12 protein-coding genes are annotated in these 21,957 nt (G+C 55.3%); 5 read left to right on the top strand and 7 right to left on the bottom strand.

Annotation, left to right across the window (positions count from 1 at the left end; genetic code table 11):
• Positions 1-2 precede the first annotated feature (2 nt).
• The gene (locus J0X15_RS16455) at positions 3-2,090 is read right to left on the bottom strand and encodes a glycosyltransferase (protein ID WP_206942978.1); all 2,088 of its coding nucleotides are present in this window, start codon (positions 2,088-2,090) and stop codon (positions 3-5) included.
• 576 nt (positions 2,091-2,666) lie between these two features.
• Here J0X15_RS16455 and J0X15_RS16450 point away from each other — a divergent pair.
• Positions 2,667-3,626, top strand: a complete 960-nt coding sequence (locus tag J0X15_RS16450) for a hypothetical protein (RefSeq protein WP_206942977.1) — start codon at positions 2,667-2,669, stop codon at positions 3,624-3,626.
• A 4-nt stretch (positions 3,627-3,630) separates the two neighbouring features.
• Here the strand turns inward: J0X15_RS16450 and J0X15_RS16445 are convergent, their stop codons facing one another.
• The gene (locus J0X15_RS16445) at positions 3,631-4,185 is read right to left on the bottom strand and encodes an acyltransferase (RefSeq protein WP_206942976.1); all 555 of its coding nucleotides are present in this window, start codon (positions 4,183-4,185) and stop codon (positions 3,631-3,633) included.
• A gap of 526 nt (positions 4,186-4,711) precedes the next feature.
• Here J0X15_RS16445 and J0X15_RS16440 point away from each other — a divergent pair.
• Together J0X15_RS16440 and J0X15_RS16435 are read left to right on the top strand one after the other, a co-directional pair.
• Positions 4,712-6,886, top strand: coding sequence for a glycosyltransferase (locus J0X15_RS16440; protein ID WP_206942975.1), 2,175 nt, complete (start codon positions 4,712-4,714; stop codon positions 6,884-6,886).
• A 126-nt stretch (positions 6,887-7,012) separates the two neighbouring features.
• The gene (locus J0X15_RS16435; protein ID WP_206942974.1) at positions 7,013-8,722 is read left to right on the top strand and encodes an FG-GAP-like repeat-containing protein; all 1,710 of its coding nucleotides are present in this window, start codon (positions 7,013-7,015) and stop codon (positions 8,720-8,722) included.
• A gap of 96 nt (positions 8,723-8,818) precedes the next feature.
• Here the strand turns inward: J0X15_RS16435 and J0X15_RS16430 are convergent, their stop codons facing one another.
• Complete coding sequence (locus J0X15_RS16430) at positions 8,819-9,118, bottom strand: DUF6447 family protein (RefSeq protein WP_206942973.1); 300 nt, start codon at positions 9,116-9,118, stop codon at positions 8,819-8,821.
• A 328-nt stretch (positions 9,119-9,446) separates the two neighbouring features.
• On the opposite strand from J0X15_RS16430, the gene J0X15_RS16425 reads away from it, so the two are divergent.
• Entirely contained in the window at positions 9,447-13,727 is a 4,281-nt protein-coding gene (locus J0X15_RS16425; RefSeq protein WP_206942972.1) for an FkbM family methyltransferase, read from the top strand.
• Here J0X15_RS16425 and J0X15_RS16420 read toward each other — a convergent pair.
• Positions 13,707-14,273, bottom strand: coding sequence for a GNAT family N-acetyltransferase (locus J0X15_RS16420; protein WP_206942971.1), 567 nt, complete (start codon positions 14,271-14,273; stop codon positions 13,707-13,709). The two genes, J0X15_RS16425 and J0X15_RS16420, sit on opposite strands and share 21 nt — an antisense overlap.
• A gap of 66 nt (positions 14,274-14,339) precedes the next feature.
• Positions 14,340-14,879 (bottom strand): hypothetical protein, encoded by a 540-nt coding sequence (locus tag J0X15_RS16415; protein ID WP_206942969.1) that lies wholly within the window; start codon positions 14,877-14,879, stop codon positions 14,340-14,342.
• 228 nt (positions 14,880-15,107) lie between these two features.
• On the opposite strand from J0X15_RS16415, the gene J0X15_RS16410 reads away from it, so the two are divergent.
• Positions 15,108-17,189, top strand: a complete 2,082-nt coding sequence (locus J0X15_RS16410) for a M10 family metallopeptidase C-terminal domain-containing protein (RefSeq protein WP_206942967.1) — start codon at positions 15,108-15,110, stop codon at positions 17,187-17,189.
• Positions 17,190-17,195: 6 nt separating this feature from the next.
• Here J0X15_RS16410 and J0X15_RS16405 read toward each other — a convergent pair whose 3' ends face one another.
• Positions 17,196-18,746: a class I SAM-dependent methyltransferase gene (locus J0X15_RS16405; protein ID WP_206942965.1), complete on the bottom strand. Its 1,551-nt coding sequence runs from the start codon at positions 18,744-18,746 to the stop codon at positions 17,196-17,198.
• 255 nt (positions 18,747-19,001) lie between these two features.
• Entirely contained in the window at positions 19,002-21,806 is a 2,805-nt protein-coding gene (locus J0X15_RS16400; protein WP_206942963.1) for a beta strand repeat-containing protein, read from the bottom strand.
• Positions 21,807-21,957 lie beyond the last annotated feature (151 nt).

Here is a 21,957-nt window from a genome sequence, read left to right as displayed (position 1 = left end):
CATCAGCTTTCGTGGTCGACCACAGCCTTCATCGCGGCGCCAGACTTCTCCCAGGTCCAGTCGGCTGCGGTCTTGTGGCCATTTTCGATGAGCTTTTGGCGTAGCGCATTGTCATCAATGAGCCGCTGAACGGCTTTGCGGGCACCCTGGATATCCCCCATTTCGACCACCAATGCGTTGTGTTCATGCTCAATATACTCCTCGTAGCCGGTGACCTTGGAGACGACGACAGAACAACCACAGGCCATGGCCTCCATCGGCGGCCCGAAGAAACCCTCGATCCGGCTCATCTTGATGAAGATGTCGCAGGCAGCGTAGACCTCGTGCATTCTTGAAAAATGAACGGCTTCGAAAAAGCGGTCGAGTTTCCAGTCGGGTTCGGGCTTGCCAGCGCTGCTAATGAGCCAGATATCCGCATCCAAACCTTCCACTGCATGATAGGCATCAGCCACACCCTTGAAGGGAATGACCACTGGACCTTCAATCAGGATCCGCAGGCGCTCTGAGCGTGACACCAGGGGTGCGCGCTCATGAAAAACGCTCAGATCGAGCCCGTTCGGGACGTAATAGGATTCCTGGCCGAACTCGTCCTTGAGAAACGCCTGGATCCACTTTGCTTCAGTCAGATACTCGCAGTCGATGCGGTAGGTGTCCGCGATCTTCTTCTTGACCTTCGGATTGTCTGAAAACCGACGCTCATCCGACTGGACGAAATACAGCTTTCTCTTGGCTTCAAATGCGTTGAGATAGTTCGCTGTCTGCCACCCGGTGGCGAACAGCATGTCGATGTTGTCGAAGCAGTAGCGCGGTGCGGTGACATAGTGGATGACCGGCACCTGCACATTGGGGTACCAGTCGCTCAGGTTGCCGACCCGGCCAACGTTGACGATCGAGACGTCGTGTCCCTGATCCGCCAGCATGTGGGCGTGTCTCAGGACGACCGCGATCCCACCGTTGATGCTGGCGCCCGGGATAACGAAAACGATCTTCTTGGGGTGAAGAGCTGGCCTTTTATACTCTTGCTTGAAGCGGGCGAACCAGACGTCATCATTCGACTTGAAGTTCAGTTCGTTGTTACCTGCATGCAACCGAATTTTCACCAGAGGTTCACGCAACGCCCTGAATTGCGCACCGTGAAATGCCAGCCGCGCCCATAGTTCGTGGTCTTCGCGGTATTCCATGGAGCGCTTGAGGGGCCCCGCCGCCTGGAGCGCGCTCTTGCGCAACATCACCGTGCTTTGGCTCGGCACACAGTGCTTCTCAAGCAACGCCAGGGTTGCATTCGGGCTTTGAATAACCTGACCATTCCTGATGTCTGGAATATCACGCGTGCCATCTATCAGTGCCTCCCAAGCGCCATATACGACGTCGGCGCCGGATTGCTGCAAGTAGACCAGAGACTTCTCAAGGCGATCAGGGAAAGCGATGTCGTCGCTGTCCAGGAAGGCGATGAACTCACCACGTGCTTCCAGGATGCCCTTGTTACGGCCACGCACAGCATTTCCCGAAGCGGTCGGAAACTCGAAAATTCGGACCTTTGGATGCTTCCGGTACTTGTTTACGACGGCCATCGTCGGCTCGGGAGAACCGTCTGTCACAAGGAGCAGTTCGAAGGCGGAGATGGTTTGTCCCAGAATTGACTCGATAGCTTCTTCGAGCTCGGCGACGCGGTCGTAAATCGGGATGATTACCGAAACGACCGGGGTTTTCGAGCTCAGATCAAGGGGGTTCGTCGATGTTGGGTCGATGGCGATACCATTCCAGGGATCGTTTGCCTTGAAAATACCGCGGCCCTCATGTTGGCCGTGTAGCAAGTAGTGAATGAGCGGGTTTGCGCCGCTTTCCAGTACGTCGATATTTTCTTCAAGGTAGCGCTCCCCGTCAAAATCCGGTGACGGCTGCCGACCTTCGGCCGCCCCGAAGCGCAGATAGTGTAGGGCCGGATCGATTTCGTTCTCGGCAACATCCGGATTGGCCCGGAGATACCAGGGGGCATCGAAAAGATCCGATCCGGCGAGCAGTTTGCGATTGGCTTTGTCTTGTCTGGATTTCAGAAACCGTGCAATGACCTGGTTCAGGAAAGTGAGCATGTGACAATAATCCCCGTGCGTCATCGCCGGATTGAAAACCTGATCGTTTTGTGATGGCGCGGATCTTGAAACCGCAGCGGCGCTCACTCGGGTTCTCTAGGTTCTTATGACGGGGATGTCCAGTTCATGCAGTGTGGCTCTGATCCGCACCGGGCTCCCAAATTTGATGTGCTTTCGGTGATTTTGGTTCGTCCGGGCTGCAACGAAATATCGCTTGATATGCCCGGAACCAAAGCTTACTTGATGGCAACGCGAAGAGAATACTCAAATGAGTAGATGTGTGAGCTTTGTCGATCTTTGAAGTTCAGTCGGTTGCCGGAAACACCGGACCAGCTTGAATGGTCCGAAGATCAGGCTTTGAATACAAAGTTTTTAGCGTGAAAACTGAGTGTGAATTGTCGTATTCAAGATCAAAAATACTTCCGAATAACGGTGTTGGCCTTTTTGATGGCAGTCGAATTCAGGACGGACCTTTCTTGAAGGCGAGCTCGCATGTATTTTAACGTAATCTCCGATGACGGATGGATCGTCAATGGCTACCTGATCCCGGATGGATTTTCATCAAAGCCCGAAATCATGGTGCGTGCGGACGGTGTCGATTATGGCCCGCTGCCTTGTGATATTTTTCTGGAGTTTCCCTACAAGCACAGGCATCACGAAACTGGAATTGTTGGTTTTGAAATCAACAATTACAAGATTCCAGATTTTGGACCTGGGACGATCCTCGAGGTTTCTGACGCGGAAACGGGACTGGTTTTCTATCGTCGGATGGACCCGAACAAACACCTGGAAAAAAGGGTGTTCAGGCTTGAGACCCAGATGGCACCGCATAGCGAGCTTGATCGCAGTCTAAAGCCCTTCTTTCAGTTCTATGCGGATCGTGTTGAGCAGCACGGCAGTGAAACTGTTCGGCAAATGCTCGAAATCACGAACCAGCGGTCGACCTATGTCAGTGGTCGGGTCCTTTTAAAGAACTTTCAGCAATATCTGCCTCAGGAAACCGTCAAGATCACATCGCTGCGCGATCCGTTTTATGAATTTGCCATTCGATTGACGACTACTTCCCATTACAAGAACAAGTCATTTCCGTTTCTGTCATCTCGAGACCAAAGCATCCTGCGGCCGGCAATGGATCATTTTGCTGATCTGAATCTCATGGACGACCGCGAGTTGACCGAGAGCATCAAATCGGCACCGAAAGATATTCTCGCGCTTTTCGCGTCGCCATTTACCAAGCAGCTTGTGGCCGCGAGCCCGACGGATCCGGTCGACCGGGATTCATTGTCTCGAGCAATGGATGTGCTTTCCCAGTTTGCCGTGTTCGATCCGGATGAAATTGATGACAGTTTCGCACAAACGATCGCAGATCACTTGGGGATTGACCGATCTCATCTTCAATTTCGACCGGTGCAAGCGAGCCTGAAGGAGCTCGCCGACCGCTTGCGGAATATTCCGGTCCTCGAACATGTGCTCGAGAGCGATTTGATCCTCTATTTCTTCGTGCAAAAAGCGAAGCAAAGGGCTCGCTTGGATTAAGTTTTCAGATCAGATCAAAATTCCAATTCACATTGGTGCGAATTACTTTTGCCGGCGTCCCTACAGCCAAGCACTCACTCGGGATATTTCCAGTAACAATTGATCCAGCACCAATAATACTGTTTTTCCCAATTCTGGCCCCTTTCAGAATCATTGCGCCATTCCCCGTCCATACGTGCTCGTCTATGAAGACATCTTTGGCGGTATTTATGCGCTCATTGGTATTCAGGTCGATGATTGAGTGCATGTCGCTAATGGTCACATCCGTACCACCTGCGAATAGACAGTGGGCCCCAATATGAATGCTGGCATCCTCATGGGCGAGCAGCCTGACTGCTCCGTTGAAGCTGCATCCATAGCCCACTGAAATGCGCGCCCCAGCCATCGCGAATACGTATAATGAGCCTAAAGTGCAATTATCGGCGACCGTAATTTGTGCGCCCTCAAGTGCGGTGAAATGCGCATTTGCTGCTGTGCAGTCTTCGCCGATAGATACGCTTGAGCGATCATCAATATTAAGGTGTATGTTGGAACGATTTTTTTTTCGAAAGAAATTCATAGTATCTTTATTCTGCTGCTTACCGTCGGTTTTTATTTTTTACTTCTTATTTTGTGTATCTCTATATTTCGTCCCTTGTGATTTATCGTCTCCGGGCGTTTCTATGGATGTATCGCACTGAATAGTCCTGCTTAATTGAAATGTAAAATCTTTTGCGGTTTCTCGCTAGGGCGTTTACCTGTGGTTTCAAATACGGATCCAAAAGCAGTGTGAGAGTGTCGTTAAAAGCATGACAGGAAAACAAGGGCTCTTTTCAATCACCAATTTTTTGCTTTTCAAAATGCACCTTCTCTGGGGGCGCCATCTGTGCAAGGCGCGCAAGAACTCCGCCTCGTATCAACATCTGATGAAAGCCTATTTTCTGAACGCGGCGGACAGTGTTAAAGAAGAGCTTGAGTGCTTATTTCAGACAAGTTCCAGTTTTGAAGACGTAAAGACGTCGATGGATCTTTTTTTTGATAGTCAGTATTATCTAGAAAAATATCCTGATCTCAAAAATATTAAAGTATCTCCCGAGGTTCATTATTTGACCTTTGGCTGGAAAGAAAATCGCTCACCCTCACCCTACTTTGATTTGAAGTATTACCAGCAGAGCAATCCGGAGCTCGCCGAGGATGAATTTCCGCTGGCGCATTATGTTCGCACCGGCGGCGGGCGGACGGGTCGGGCCAACCCGGTCAGCAATACCAGCTGGTTCACCCCTCGAGCTCCGTCAGGGGAACAATGGGCCTCTGTTCCTTCAGCGTGTCATGAGACCTCCACCCGCACAGTCGTCATCATTCCGGTCTACAAGGGATATGACGAGACGCTGGCCTCGGTTTACCACGCATTGGCTTCACGTGGCGGTGCGCCCTACAGCCTTCTCGTTGTCAACGACAAGAGCCCCGACCCGGAGCTCGCCAGCAAGCTTGAAGCCCTCGCCGCAGACGGCCTGTTCGACTATGCGGAAAATCCTCACAACCTTGGTTTCGTGCGAACCATCAATCGGGCCTTGACCGAGTTGAGCGGCGACCATGATGTCATTCTGCTCAATTCCGATGCCTATGTTTTTCCCGGCTGGTTCGACCGGATCATCGCCCATGCCGACCGCCATCCGGATGTCGCCACCATCACGCCTCTGTCCAACAACGCGACAATCTGCAGCTACCCGAAGACGATCGAGGACAACAATCTCGCTCTCGAAGTCGCTCCCGATGAGTTGGACCGTCTGGCGGCCGAGGCCAATGCTGGTGAAAGCGCCGATGTGCCGACAGGCGTCGGCTTCTGCTTTTACATGCGCCGGACTGTGATTGAGGAGATCGGCGGGCTCGACGCGCAGACATTCAAGATTGGCTACGGCGAGGAGAATGATTTCTGTGTCCGTGCGATGCAGGCCGGATATCGCAATATCGTCGCCGGAGACGTCTTCGTCTTTCACAGCGGGTCGGTCTCTTTCGCTGCAATTAAAAATGAAAACTACACTAATGGCCTGGCTGCGCTGGCCAAGAAGCATCCGAGTTATGATCGGATGGTTTTCAATCACATCAATGCCGACCCGGAACTGAGGCTTCGCCGCAATTTCGATGCCGCGCGGTTGCGCAGGGCGTTGTCGGGATGCACCGTGTTCGTAACTCATCGCTGGTCTGGCGGAATTGACACCTACCTGGCCCATGAGTGGGCGCAACTGAAGGCGAGGGGCGAGGGCTACATCATTCTACGGGTGCATGAGGATCACTTCGTTTCGATCGAAACGGATCTGGTGGAGGGGCTGTTCGTTCCCAACCTCAAGCACATCGACCTGCGGTTTGACTTTGCCTTCGTCGCGGAATTCCTGAACAGCCTTTCGCCCTCACGGATTCATCTCAACAGCTTCGCCGGTCTTACGTGGGAATGGCATCGTGCACTGCTGAATTGCCTGGGCGCCCTGGGCACGCCCTTGACCTACATCGGGCACGACTATGCGCCGATCAGCCATTATTATCAGCTGTTGCGGCCGGACAATGTTTACGAAGGTCCGCATCCGACGCTCGAGCGGCTGACCGAATGGGGACGGATGAAGGATCAGTCCGGCAGTGTCGATATCTGCGATCCGGCTGAGCGCCAGGCGGTGTATCGCGCGTTTTTCAAGAAGGTGGAACGCATCATCCTGCCGAGCATGGCAGCGCGGGATATCTACGCGCATTACTTCCCGGAAGCCAAGTTGAACGTGGTGGAGCACCTCGATCATCTTCCAGAGACCGCGTGGGCTGAGCGCAGAAGCGACGACGGAATAATCCGTATTGCTGTGGTTGGGGCCATTGGCACGCACAAGGGCTACGACGTGCTTCTCGGGTTGGCGGCTGATGCAAAGAACCGCAGTTTACCTATAGAGTATCATTTGATCGGTTACAGCCGTGACGACGGCCTTCTGGGACTTCAAGGTGTGAAAATGCACGGTCGTTTCTCAACCGAGGCTGAGGCGATGGCTCATCTTGATGCGATGGCGCCAGACATGATGTTGGTGCCGAGCATCTGGCCGGAGACATTTTGCTATACGTTGTCGATGGCGTTGAAAAAGGGAATTCCACCGGTCGTTTTCGATCTCGGCGCGCAAGGCGAGCGGGTTGCCGATTTGCCTTGGGGCAAAGTTTTGCCGCAGTCTTTGGCGGCGCAGCCGCCAGTCCTATCGGATGCCCTTCTTGAGCTCCCGATTGCCGAGCTCTGGGCCAAACGCTCGCGCTAAAAATTGTTACAAAAAGCAAGATTACATGTAATCTCGAGGTCTCTGTCCCGCGAACGGCAGAGCCTTGTCCAACATAATACCCTGATATAGTTCGCGTTTCTGGGTTGGTAATTTTACGAGATTATTATGGCGCAGGCACTTGAATTTATTTACGGAAACGTTTTGGAGCCTCAGAATGGATATTCTGGTAGCAGCGATTATATTGTCCATGACCTGAACGGCGACGGTCGTGACGATGTCCTCGCCTTTGGCGCTGTCTATCCGGGCCAGACGGGCAGCACGCGGCCTTTTCGTGTCTTTCTTCAGAATGCAGACGGTAGTTTCACCGTTGCCAATCCAATGGCAGATGGCTCAGACTTGTTGACGACCCATCCTAGGAATTATGTCTTTGCCGATTTCAACGGGGATGGCAAGGAAGATATCTTTATTGCGGGACATGGCTACGATGAAGATCCGTTTCCAGGTGAGCAAAATCATCTGATTTTCGGCGTGGGGGACGGGAGTTTCACAGATGCGACAAGTAATCTCCCTGGCATTATCGATTTTTCGCATGGAACCGCCGCAGCAGATGTCGACGCGGATGGGGATCTCGATATTTATATCGCCAACACTTACGGCGAGAACCTCGTAGAACCTTATTTTCTTGAAAATACGGGAAATGGTCATTTCATACGGAACGATGCATGGATGCCGGATTCGGTCCGGACGGGAATTCTAAGCGGTGAGAAGTATATGATCGCTGACTTCAAGGATCTGGATGGAGATGGCAGCCAGGACCTTTTGCTCGGTGGTGAGCGCGTTCCCAACCGGGTCTATTGGGGCAGCGGAGATGGGCACTACTCAGATGCTAATGTGCTGGAATTGCCGGCACCATCATCGCCGATGCAAATGCCTCATGGCTTCATCAAGTATGATTTCAATAACGATGGGCGACTGGACATTCTGACTTACGGTATCGTCGAGATGAACCAACCGGGCACGCTCCAGCTTTTGATCAATGCGACCGGACGCGGGTATATCGATCAAACGAGTGAGTATTTCGGGAGTTCACTCTCCATTGAGACAGGTGTTTTTGAGCTGACATTGGTCGATGTGAACGGCGACCATCACTTGGATATTCTGCGTGCACGGGATGCGCTTTCAGCAAGCAATCCGAATGATACTGTACTTTGGCTGAACGACGGGACCAACCACTTCTCTTCCAAAACCCTAAGCGATTTTGAGTTTACAGAAGGCTTCACTCAACTCGCTTACAAAGGGCCGGAGGGCCAGTATTATTGGCTGTCCGGGATAGGAGCATCCTCGGAAGGCGGGTTCGTCAATTACTATAAGCCGACTTCCGCGATGGACCAGCTTCTGACAAAAGCCTCGTCGTCTTATCTCGAAGGCCAGCATGACGGAACCTACGATATTGCCCGGTTCTATAACACTTTGACCGGAACACACTTCTACACGGGGAGTGAACAGGAGCGGGATGGGCTGCGAGGGTCGGGGTTCTTTATTTTCGAAGGCAATGCGTTCGATTCTAGTGCCACAGAAGAAACGGGCATAGCGGTGTTCCGCTTTTACAACACGGAAACCAATGCACATTTCTATACTGCAGATGCTGCTGAGCGTGATTTCGTAGTTTCAGCTTACTCAAACTATGTCTATGAGGGCACTGCATACTTTGCTTATTCCGAAGGCGGTGAGGGTCGGCAAGGGCTGCATCGTTTCTATAATTCGGAAACAAAAGCGCATTTTTATACGGCAAGTGACGCTGAGCAGGAGTATGTGGCCAATACCTATGAGGCCTACCACTACGAGGGTATCGCCTATTACGTGGATGTTGCCTGACCCTCCTGGAGTTGCTTGAGAGAATAAAAAACCTTCCCCAAAAGGGGAAGGTTTCATTGAACGCCTACGAGCGGCGGAAGAACTATCAAATCCGGTTCAGTCTGAGCCGAGAAAGTCGATGGAAGAAGCGTCAACTGTCTTCTTTTCTCCTTCAGGTGCTGCTTGGGCATCTGCAGGAAGCATGGACTTGAGAGCCTGACCGTAAGCATTCTTCGCGGTCTGCATGATCGCAACTTCCTGCTGCAGAGCGTTGATTTTCATATCGACGACGCGAATGTTCACGATCATTTCGCGTGCTGCATCGGACAGCTTGTCGGTTTCATATTCAACACCATCGATGTTGATTTTCTGCTTCAGCATCGCGTCCTGAAAGTTGGGCACACTAGTGTCGCTCATGACATAAAATCCTCTTTTTACCAGTTCGGTAGCCAGTGCGTGAAAACCATAAGGGTTTCGGGCGGCTGCCGCTGTATAGCAATTACACTATGACGCATAGGGACATTCCTGGCGAGAATCAATAGATCCGACTTTCTTTCAAAGATCGAAATCCCCAATCTGCCAAGGATGGACCCAATTCGGATGCGTAGTCCTCAATGACAACCCTGGCGAATTGATGGCACGTGCGGGGCCAAGATAAATTGACAGGGCTACACTCACCCCTCTACACAATTTTCAGATGCATTTTAAACTTTTTCCGAAGCTTGGTTGGGGTGTGGAGCCATACATGACGAAGATCGATGCCAGGACCACCGAGGTCGAAGCGCGCCACGGCGTGATGGATATTTTTCCCCTCGATGATCCGATCGGTGTTTCGGTAGCGCGTTATGGTGAGTGGGCACAATTTGAAATTGAGGCGTTGGCCTGCTTTATCGCGCGTGGCGACACGATTATCGATGTCGGGGCCAATATCGGCACTCACACACTTGCTCTTGCCCGCCACATCGGGCCGGAAGGCCGGATTATTGCCTATGAGCCGCAACCAGTTGTTGCGGAAGTACTTCGCGGCACTTTGGTCAAAAACGGAATAACCTGGGGTTCTGTGCGTCAGGCCTGTGTTGGTGGGGAAGCGGGTGAAGTGGCTCTGCCGGAAGTTGACTATTCCGGGCATGTGAATGTTGGTGCGGTTTCCTTTGCAGCCGGCGCAGGCGGGACGACCATGGTTCCGGTCGAAACACTGAATTCCCTGCAGCTGGAGACGTGTAGCTTCGTCAAGGTTGATGCGGAGGGAATGGGGCATCTTGTGCTTGAAGGCATGCAAGATCTAATTGCCCAGTTCCGCCCGACGGTCGCTTTTGAGATCAATGATATTGAGGAAGCAGCGCTGACGACTGCGGGTTGGAAGACTGAAGATTACAGGAAATATTTCCTGCGCACGCCGTGCTTCAATCCAGACAATCTGAAGGGATCTACCGATAATCTGTTCGGCCTTTCGACGGAAACCATGCTGCTCTTCGTTCCCGTAGAGAAGCTGTCTCTCGTCGACGCCGTGAGGGCTCCAAAGTATATTGCTCCAGTTAAAACGCTTGATGCCATTGCCAGTGAGCTTCTGCTGAGCCCGCGTTACGGTGATCACGCTGCACTCGATAACAACACCGGCTACAAGCTGCTCTATGACCGCCTTTCCCAACAGATGGAGCAGCAGGATCGTGCGAGCCGCGCGCGCAGCGCCCAGGCGCAGAACGACCTGGAGCAGTTGAAGCAGGGTTTGAAGCGGGTTCAATATCAAGCCGCGCGCCTAGCCCGTGAGGCAAGCTCAGTACCCAGCCGTTTCACACCTGTACTGGCGGAAACCGTGACGGTTGATGCTGAGGGCTTGAAGCGGCTGGAAGACGATACCTCCGTTGCACCGGCTCAGGTCGATACCGTACCAGCGGCGGATGTCCCGGCAACCCAACCGGCTGCCCGTGAGGCGGTTCCCCTAAAGCTTGCGGCGAAGAAGAGCTCTTTCACCTTGTTCAAAAGGGCTGCCGGCATCCTCCGCAAGCGGGGATACACAAACGCAGACCGGGCCCTGCTTGCAGGGTCTGCATTATTTGATCTGGCGTTTTACAGAGCGCAGGATCCCTCGATCCCTGACAACCTGGATCAGGCCGCGGCTCATTACCTTCGGAAGGGCGCGGTTGAAGGGCTGGATCCGGGACCGGATTTCAGCACCAAAGGTTACCAGGCACTTTATCCAGATATTCTGCGGAATCGGATCAATCCGCTTCTGCATTACCTGAAGAGTGGAGAAAGCGAAGGTCGACGGCTTCTGGCCGCCGCCGATTATGTGGCAGCTGAAAGCCTGGTTCCTGGTCTGCCCGAGAGCGGATTGTCAATTTTTGCCCCCGACATCAATGCAATTGACGGATCCACTCTGTTTGATGAGGCCTTTTACACCACCTGCGCGGAGGATGTTCCTGGGGGGCGTCGCGGCGCTGTGGTTCACTATCTGCTCACAGGGTGGAAACGCGGGCTGGATCCTTCCAGTGCTTTCAGCACAAACGGTTATCTGGCGCTGCACGCTGATGTGCGTGATGCGGGGCTTGTCCCGTTGCTGCATTTCCTCGAACGCGGGGAAGAAGAGGGACGCCTCACCATTTGCGGTGCCGACTACAAGAGCGTCTCCAGTTCCGGTGATTTCAGCGAAGAGTTGCTCTGGAATTGCTATCGGTTGCTGGACGGGGATTTATTTGATGCGGAGTATTATGCGCAAACAACTGGCAAGACTTTTGCGCGCCCATTTCTCGCAGCACATCACTATCTGACGGTCGGTTGGAAAAAGCTGGCCGATCCATCAGCGCGTTTTTCGGCCCGTTCCTATATGGAGTTGAATCCGGATGTCGCGCAGCGTGCCGACAAGGATCCATTGGTTCACTTCCTAGATTATGGATCCATTGAAAACCGGCTCTTCACCGACGTCGCGACCTACGAGTATCGGCAAAGCAAGCGTTTAAAGGCGGTTGCACCGTCGGAACAGGCCTGGGCGGAATTGCGCCTCACAGGGGGCATTGTCGCAGACAATCCCGTCTGCGACGTCATCGTGCCGGTGTACAAAGGCCTTGCGGAGACGATGGCCTGTATTTACTCGGTTCTCGAGCATCCGCAAAAAACAGCTTTTCGACTGGTGGTGGTCAATGATTGCAGTCCTCAGGCAGAATTGGCAGAGCTGTTGCGCCAGTTGGCGGCCAAGGGGCTGTTTCATCTGGAAGACCTTCCGCACAACAAAGGATTTGTCGGTGCGGTCAACACCGGCATGCGATTGAACGCGGACCGTGATGTCATTCTGCTGAACTCGGATGCGGAGGTCTTCGGGGATTGGCTCGACCGGATGCTGGCCGTCGCTGAAACGGATCAGAATATTGCGACGGTTACACCCTTTTCCAACAACGCAACGATCTGCAGCTATCCAGAGCTCGATAAGGATTACGGCGAGGCATTCGAACTGCCCGATGCGGAACTCGACAAGCTTGCGGCCCGAGTCAATGAGGGGCAAATTGTCGACCTACCGACGGGTATTGGCTTTTGCATGTACATTCGTCGCGCATCGCTTCAGGCGCTCGGTGACTTTGACGAAGTAAAATTCGGGAAGGGCTACGGCGAGGAAGTCGATTTTTGTCGACGTGCCATAAAATTCGGGCAGCGCAACGTTTTGGCGGCCAATATTTTCGTCCGCCATTATGGATCAATCTCGTTCGGTTTCGAGAAGTACGCCCAGATCAAACGCTCCGAGGAGATTATCAGCGACCTTTATCCGAGCTACAGGGATGAGGTCCTGCTGTTCTGTAAATCGGATCCAACTGCCATGCCGCGCCGCCGGCTTGACAGGGCACGGTTGAAAGCCGCCTGCGGGGGCGACGCGATGCTGATGGTCAGCCATGGTTGGGGTGGGGGGACCACACGGCACATTCGCGAGTTGGGCTCTGCGCTGGAGACGTCCGGAACGCCGGTATTGCTCTGTCAAGAAACTGAGACAACGGACACCCGTATCAAGAGCAAGGAAATTTTGATTTCCCGTCTCGATGGAGTGAATTTCCCGAATTTGCCAACTTTCTCTCTTGAGGATGACAAAGCTAATTTTATCGCTTTCCTGAATGAGGTTGGTGTTCGGTATATTCATATTCACCAGCTGGTGGGCATGAACCCGATGGCGACTTCCTTTTTTACTGACATCTGCGCAACCGCAGGGTTCAAAACCTTCGTATCCCTGCACGACTATTATGTCGTCTGTCCGCGGATCGATTTTGTCGATTCGTCGGGTCTGTACTCCGGTGAGCCGGACCTGCAGGCCTGTGAGGCTTCCGATGGCGATATCATGCGACCCTATGGGTATTCGGTGAAGTCTTGGCGTGAGGCCTGCAACGGTTTGCTCGAAGCCGCTTCAGCTGTTTTCGTGCCGAATAAGGATATGGCAGCCCGCCTCTCGGGGTATTTCCCCGGGGTTAATTTCACAGTGCGGCCTCATGCCGTTTTCCTCGGCGAGGCACCGGCCCCGCGCAAGACGCCGGCTAAAGGAACTCCACGACACATTGTCATTCCGGGACTGGTTTCGACGGCCAAAGGGTCGGCCGTCATTCGCGATGCGGCGGTTTTTGCGCAGTCCAGCGGCCTGCCTCTGCGTTTCACTGTTTTCGGCCACACAAATCTCGACGAGGAACTGGCTCCGCTCAGCAATGTTAGCGTGACCGGTCGGTACGAAGATGCGCAGGCGCTTGATGGGCTTCTGGAGCTTGAGCCCGACCTTCTTTGGTTCCCGAGCATCATTCCGGAAACATTCTCCTACACGCTGTCGTTTGCTTTCCAAACCGGCATCACGCCGGTGGTGTTTGATATCGGAGCACCGGCGGAGCGATTGAAGGCTGCTGGGTGGGGCAGTGTCTTGCCGCTGGAGCTGATGTTCCAGCCCGAGGAGCTCTGTCTGATGCTGTTGTCACTTCCGCTTGAGCCGATGCCCGAAACCGCATTGGAGCAAGAACGCAAAGTGCAGACCTATGACAATCCGCTTTCAACTTACTACAAGGTCTGAGCGGGCCAGAACGTAGTCGACCTGCGGCTCCTCCCGGCGTGTGGCGCGGTTGAAGGCGGTGCTTGTGCCAACCTGGCGGAAGCCCATCTTGAGCATGAGCTTGTCCGAGGCCTCATTTCCCTCAAATCGGGAGGCTTCGACGGTCTCGGTTCGGGCGGTTTTGAAAAGCTGCGGTAAAATCAGATTGAGCGCTTCGCGCATCAGTCCCTTGCGGTGATGTTTCTCAGTCAGCAGAAAGCCGATTTTCAGCACTCCGGTCGGTCCTGCCCAGTTGGCCAGGATCATGCCGATGGGTTTGGCGGGCCTCTGGTTTTTGCGGAGGATGATGTAGCACACCCCGTTAGGTGACGGCACCACGAGGCGCTGAAACTGTTCTAACGTGAAACCGATCGGGCAGGGCGACGGCACGCTCATCCAGCGTGCAACATCACCTTCGTTGTAGATCTCGTTGATGGCGAAAGCGTCGTCGAGATTTGGCATCCGCAGTATCAGCCTGCGGCTCTGCAGTCTGGCGTCGGATGACTTGGGCTCTGTTGTCTGCATCATCGGCTTTCTGTCATCGCAAGGCGCCTTGCCCTGCTTGGCTCGTTGCAGGCGGAGTTGCTGGTGGGCTCAATGGAGAATGGTCGGCGTGGCTGCAGGGCTGGCTGTTTTCTTGGCCTCCAGGATCCACTCCGGCCAAACCGTCATCGGCCAGTTGGCGGTCTCGTAGCAGCTGCGAAGGATGGAAAGCCACTGCCGCAACTCCACAGGGCCGAAGCCGACGTTGGGAGTGATGGCCACCTTGTCGCTCTTGAATATCAATACAGTCGCCGTCTCGGGCTTTTGAATGTCGATGGAGGTGCAAAGCCAGCCTTCACTGGAGGCCGGAGCGCTGATCTTCTGCGAGGGCTCCAGTCCTGCCTCTGCTTTTTGCTGGGCAAAGCCCTGGAGCAGATCCTCTTCGAAATTGAAGGCATCCCGTTCTGCGTTGGGGCCGTCCTGGCGCAACCGCGTCACCATTTCGCCAATCAGCAGATCGCACAGCCGACGCGTGAACCAGATCACGTGCACATCTTCATTCCGGTCCAGGCCGGAAATGCGAATGCGGTCTTCCTCTGGATGATATTCGGTCGTCAGGCGGGTCAGGTTGGGCATGTTTTCAATTGTCATTCCAGGTTTTGTTTCTCCGTAGTTCCATTTCAAGCCGTCGGAAGGTTGGCAAAACAGACTTTCTGACTGAGGGAACGAACGCGGGTGTTTTCCCGATGTTACTGAATGTTCACAGATCAACCTGAAAGTAGGTCGCCTTAATGGCCATTATAGCATTGGTCTGCGGGGGCGTGCATCCCCGGCGGTAGATGTCGTTGGCGCAAGATTTCTCCAGACGGGACCGACCGAATGGCTAACTGGACCGGCAACACTTATATCGATGCTCTTCTGCTTGGCGGCAAGTGGGCAACCAACACGCTGACCTACAACCTCAGCAGCAGTGGTGGCGCCTGGAGCGCAACCGAAGCTGCCGCCGTGGAGAATGCTCTTGCAGCCTGGTCGAATGTCGCCGACCTGACGTTCGTCGAAGTCGGCACTTCCTTTGCCAATCTGGTAGAGACCAAGACCTTTTATTCAGCGCAAGGCTCCCTGGGGCAGCATGAGACAACCTTTGCCTACAGTAGCGCCCTTTCCTCGATCGGGGCGCTGACCAGCCTCGCCGGGGAGTTCAACACCAACGGCTACGGCTGGGATACCTCGGGACTGCAGGTCGGAGGCGTCGGCTACAACACGCTGGTGCATGAGATCGGTCATGCGCTGGGGCTGGACCACACCCATTCCGACAGTTTTCTGGATCCTCATACGTTTCCCGGTGTTGAGGGCAGCGCCTTTTCAGACCTCGGCGACAACAACCTCAACCAGATCGTCTATTCGGTCATGTCCTATGCCACGGGCGAATATCTGAAGCCGCTGCAGGCGGGGGCTGAGACAAACGGCTATGGCAATGTGGCGGGGCCGATGGCGTTTGACATTGCGGCGATCCAGTTCCTTTACGGCGCCAACACCGCCACCGCTGCGGGCAGCGACAGCTATCTGGTGCCCGACAGCAATGGCAGCGGCACCTATTGGACCAGCATCTGGGACACCGGCGGAACCGATGAAATCCGCTACAATGGCAGCTCCGACGTGTCGATCAGTCTGCTGGCGGCAACGCTGGACAATTCGCCGACCGGTGGCGGCGTGCTCAGCGGTGTCAGCGGCATATACGGCGGCTATACCATCGCCAACGGGGTGGTGATCGAAAATGCCGTGGGCGGCAGCGGCAATGACACGCTGGCCGGCAACAGCGCCAACAACTGGCTGGACGGCAACGGCGGCACCGACACCGGCATCATCACCGTCAACGCGGCTGCTGCGACCGCCTATCGCTTCGCCGAGGGGCTGATCGTGGCGTCTGCCCAGGGCAACGACCTGCTGACCGATATCGAGACTGTGCAATTCGCCGATCAGTCGATCGCCACCACGTCTTTCGCCCTGACGGCCAGTTCGATTTTCTCCTACGCAGCCTCCAACACGGATCTGATTGCGGCGTTTGGTGCGGACACGACGGCGCTTTTGCAGCATCTGGCGACCTACGGCCTGGCGGAAGGGCGGCAGATCTCCAGCTTCAACGGGCTGGAATATATTGCTTCCTACGCCGACCTGCAGAGGCTTTACGGCATGGATGCGGATGCTGCCATCGGCCATTACGTCACCACCGGATTTTCGGAAGGCCGCAGCATCACTTTTGATGGTCTTGAGTACATCGCCTCCTATGGCGATCTGATTCAGGCGTTCGGCGCGGACCGCAGCGCCGGGGTCAATCATTACCTTGCCGGCGGCCTTGCGGATGGGCGCAGCGTGACGTTCGATGCCAGGTTGTATCTGGGCAGCTATGGCGACCTGCGCGGCGTCTTTGGCAGCGACGAGATCCAGGCGGTGACCCACTACATCAGCTTCGGCGCGGCGGAAGGCCGGTCGGTCAGCTTCGATGCGCTGGAATACATTGCGTCATACGGCGACCTGGGCGCCGTCTTCGGGCTGGATGCGGCCGCGGGCTTGAGCCACTTTCAGGCCTATGGCTTTGCCGAGGGGCGTGGCGATCTGTTCGACGGGCTGACCTATATCGCCTCCCACGGGGATCTGATCAGCGCTTTCGGCACGGATGCGGCGGCGGGAACCCGGCATTTCATCATCGATGGCCGGGGCGAGGGGCGCGACGTGACCTTCAATGCCAGCGCCTATCTCCAGGCCGAGGGCAATGAGGATCTGGCGGCGGTGTTTGCCGAAAACCTGGAGGCCGCCACCCTGCACTATGTGCAATACGGCTTTGCCGAGGGACGGGCGACGGGCACTGTCAGCGGCAGAGAGCTGCAGCTGAGCGACGACAGCGCGCCGGTGGCGCTGGCCGGGGTGGCCGGGATGGCAACGCCGGACAGCGGTTTCTTCTGACGCCCGTCAGATGACCTCAAGGGCCAGCAGCACCGGCATCAGCCCGGTGGCGAAGTCTTCCGCCTGGGCGGTGAGCTCGGCGCGGTTGGCGGCTTCGTCTTCCAGCGCCTTGCCGTCCTTCAAAAGACGCTGGCCCTGGGCCTTGAGGATCGCCCAGGTGAAGTCGGCCCAGTCGGCGGGCTGCTTGCGGCCCCGGGTGCGGGCCAGCAGGAACAGCTGCTGAAACCGCCCGACATCATGGCCGCCGCCGGTGACCGGTGAGGCCAGATACAGCAGATCGGCGGAACCGCGCGCCCGGTCGAGAATTTCCATGTTCAGCTTCTGCGCTGCCTTGCGCGCCTTGACGACGACCTCCTTGTCCTGGGCCACCGCCGCATGGCCGGCACCGACCAGGATGAGCGCGGCCTGGATGATCTGGCTCAGCTGCAGGCCCTTGTCGCGCAGGCTGTGTTCAATCTCGCCGATCTTGCGCGGGGTGTAATCGGCCAGAAGGTCGAGGATCGGCGGATAGACCGCGTCGGACAGATTGGCCTCGCCAAGTGCGCCATTGACGGTCATCGGGATCCCGGCGCGGGGCTTGACCAGCACCAGACGCACCTCACGCAGGCTTTCTGCCTGGGCCAGGGACGACAGGCGGCGCGGCCCCTTGATCCAGTAGTCACGGCGAAACTGCTGGTTGACCAGAAAATCCCGCACGGTTTCGCGAAACAGCGGGTCTTCGATTTCCTTCAAAAGCTGCTGCTGCTCGGCCGAAAAATTGATGGCATCGACCGTGTCGAGCAGATGGGCCGAGCCGGCGTAGGACAGTTTGGCCGGGGAGAGCCAGTCGCCCATGTCGGCGACATACATCGGATCCCAGTCCCGGTTGAAATATTCATGGGCGAGATAGGCCCGGTTCTGGCTCTTGATCTTGGAAAAGCGCTCCGGCGCCTGCGGGTTGGCGCGGGAAAACGTCGGGTTGAGGCCGAGCAGCCGCTCGGTGAAACTCAGGGCGCCCTCCACCCGGCCGATGCTGCCGGCGCCTTCGGCGGCGAGTTTTTCCGCGTGTTCGGTCATCAGGTGGCGTAAGGGGGCGCCATTGGCCCAGCCGGGCAGGGTGTTGTAGCTGACATAGACCAGGCCGCCGACGGCCAGCTTGCGGCGGAGGAAATCGGCGATGACGGCGCGGTTGGCGTCGGAAATCCACGACCAGATGCCGTGCAGGCCGATGAAGTCGAATTCGGGAAGATCGTCGCGCGTGCAAAACGCCTCAAAGGCCTCATCGGCCAGGGTCAGGGTCACTCCGGCGCTGTCGGCAAGTTCGCGGGCGTGGGCGGCCTGGGAGGGGTTGAAGTCGGTGCCGAACCATTGGTCCGGCCCTGCGGCGCCGTGGATGGCGACCGAGACCCCCTGACCGAAACCGAGCTCGCAGGCATTGCGGATTTTTGGCGCTGCAAGCCCGGAGGCGAGCGCCGCGAGGCGGGCCTGATTGGGGTTGAGCTCGCGATAATAGCCGTGGGTGTAATTGATGTCGGCGATATAGCCGGATGTCCAGTCGGACGAAGAAGCGGAAACCATACGTCTGTCCCTTGAAAAATGAAAGCGGGGCAGGCGGCAGTAGTCTGTCTGGCGGGCCGCGTTTTCAAAGACCCTACTGCACCTTAACGCAAGGTCAGACTAGCGTGTCTTGAGCGGTTGAAAAGCCCTTGTTTTCAGACTGTTTCTGTTTTGTGGCGTTTTGACAAAAAGAAACCCCCGGACCAATGGTCCGGGGGCTCCAAGCTTGTATCGCTTCAGGATCACCCGCGAAGGTGAGCCTGTCTCCGAAGGAGATTAGGCGACGCTGTCGATATTGGCAGCTGTGAGTGCATCGAATGCTGTCTGCGAACCCAGGTTGCTGATAACACCAAGCAAGGTCGTCGTTCCCGTACCGTCGACATTTGAGTCGGTGTCATGAACGATATGCGCGGAGTTGTCCGTTGTATTGAAGTAAGCAAATACAACGTCCAGCCCACCAGCAGTTACCTGAGCAGCAATAGCGTCCTCAGCTGCTTCGTCGGTTGCATAACCCGCACCAGTCAAGATGACGATGGAGTCACTGCCAGCCGCAGCCAATCCAGCAATTGCGCCTACGTACTCGGTACCATCCGCAATCTCGAGGGCAGAAATGTCAAATGTCATGACATCTCCACCAGCGCCAGCTGTGAAGCCTGAAATTGCGTCGGACCCGCCAAGGGCGCCAAATGCAATGTCAGTTGCAACAGCACCAGTAGCTGCGGCATTACCGAACACAATGGTGTCGACTGCAGCGGTTGTTTCAGTCAGATCAATCACGTCAGCGCCAATGCCTGATGCGACTGTGTCTGTGCCTTCGCCAGCAGTGATGACGTCTGCACCGGCACCGCCGAGGAGAGTATCGTTGCCTGCACCGCCATTGATGACATCTGCGCCGGTACCACCGGTTAGAATGTCCGTGCCGGTACCGCCGGTCAGGACCGATGCTCCAGAGCCACCAGCAACACTTGCTGTGTTGGTTTCGCCTGTTGCAGCGTTACCAAGTGTAATTGTGAAGCTTCCCGATCCAGTATAGGCAGAAAAGTCATAGGTATTGCTGCCTGTGGATGTGGAAGCATCTACAGTACCGATAAAGGTGTCGGTACCCGCAGTTGTAACTGATACGTCGCCTTCGCCAGTGGCAGTCAGGGTTGCGTTGACAGCCTTAGCGCCAACAGTAAGGGATTTTCCGATTGTGGATGTGATGCTGTGATCTGTTGTACCAGTTGCACCAGCATTGAGTGCGATGGTGGACAGGCTATCATCAGCAGCGATCGTACCAGTAGAGATGTTGCCTGCGGTAGCAGTCAGATTCACCGTTGCAAGTGCATCGGCTGCAGCAAATGAGGTTGAAGTGATCGCGCCCTTGGTTGCCGTCATTGTCAGGTCGGTAACTGCGGTGCCTGTGATAGCAGCTGCTGTAACAGCAGCTGAGGTTGCATCAATCGTCAAACCAGTTGCTGAGCCAAGAGCGACTGCACCAAGAGTGTTTACGGTTGTTGCTTTATCCGAAACCGAGCTGATGGCAACTTTGCCAGCATTGCCGGAAACGGTCAGACCACCAACGCCGACGATATCGGTCGAAGTTCCAGCGGCAGTGGTCTTACCAACTGTTACTGCGACATCCGCATTAGTCGAAGATGCATAGCCGAGGGTCGCGCCTGAACCTGTAGCAGATGTGTCAAAAACGACGTTAGTTGCAGTCGCAGCAAGATTGCTGAAAGTTGCAGCAGTACCGGTGTTTGTGATGTCGAGCTTGGTTACATCTGTCACCTTGCTTGCGTTGAACAGCGAGCTAGCAGTGAAGTTGAGGTCAAGTGTTTCAACGCCAGAGATTGTGGACACTGTTGTTGTTGCAATGTTTGCAATTGCAGTGTCTGCGCCTGTGCCGCCCTTGAGGACGTCGCCGGTCCCGCTGAGCTGCGAGCCAACACGGAATGTGTTTGCGCCGGTGGAAGCAGAAGCATCTAGCGTAAGTGCGCCGTTGGCGGAGCCAACTGTCAGGTCGTTTGTACCGTTACCGGTTACTGTGATCGACTTTGCGCCTGTGCCGGCGTTAAGCGTCACGAAGTTAGTGCCTGCAGTGGAAAGTGTGACAGCTTCGATGCCATTGCCGTTTGCAACGTCGATCGTCTGAGTTGTTGTTACTGTACCGGCTTTATTCCCGGCATTCTTAACCGACAACTTGGCTGTATCGGCTGCGCCACCCACTGAGGTATAGCCAACTGTCAAACCAGCTGTCGCGGCTGCAACAGTGTTGTTCAGGGCGTAAGTCGCATCTAGGCTACCATTAGAAATGGTTAGACTTGCATTGGAGCCTTCGCTAGAAACCGTCGAAATACCGCTCATCAGCTGCTGGTTGACTGTGGTGTCGGCAACTGCACGAACCTGAACGTTTTCGACACCAGTTGTCTGGAGAAGTGGTGTGCCGGTTACGCCATTGGCCAATACTTCGAGTGTATCAGTGCCTGCGCCACCAGAAATCACATCACCAGTGCTCAGTGTCTGTTCTGTCGAGGTTCCGCTCAGAACGGACTTGAAGGTGTCGTTGTCAGCAGTTCCCGTCAGATTGTCAACGCCAGTTGTCAGGGCGAATGTGGAACCTACGTTGCCACCGGCTGCTGTGCCTGTAAGAGCAGTGCCGCCAACCGTCTGAGCGCCTGTGCGTGTAGCTTCGAACTGACCGTAGAGAACCCAATGCTGGTAGCCGGAAGTCAGGGAACCTGCAGTGACAGCAGCCTGAACGTCACCGTTGGCAGCCAGATAGGTTGCTTCGTCGAATGTGCCGTCGGCATCGCCGCCAGCCGGGTTGCCGAGTGCGGCGTCAACAGTTGCGTTCGGGACGCGGCCTTCAGCTGCACCGTTGGCGTTGAAGTGGTTCAGCGGGTTAACACCAGCTGCCAAAACGTCCGGATATTCTGTCAGGTAGAAAGACGTGTCGAAGTTGGCGTTCGGATCACGCAGTTCTTTCCAACCGAAGTTGTCGTAGTGCCACTGTGCAGACGGGATTTGGCCCGAAGCGACTGCAGCAAGAACGTCTGGGTTCTCGTTGAGATAGAATGTTGCATCAAATGCGAATGACATAATTTGTCTCCGTCAACGGTTAAAAGGCGCGCCTCCCACCGGCCCACCCATCTGTGATCAATTCAGATCAGGACTGGGCCGGCACCTTTATGAAGCGCTGCACCACGGTGTATAGCAAATACTATACTGGTGCTGCAACCCGTTAAGTATG

This window comes from Roseibium limicola (assembly GCF_017313085.1).
GTDB lineage: Bacteria > Pseudomonadota > Alphaproteobacteria > Rhizobiales > Stappiaceae > Roseibium > Roseibium limicola.
The sequence above is the reverse complement of the archived record's forward strand: the minus strand, read 5'-3'. Positions and strand labels throughout refer to the sequence as shown.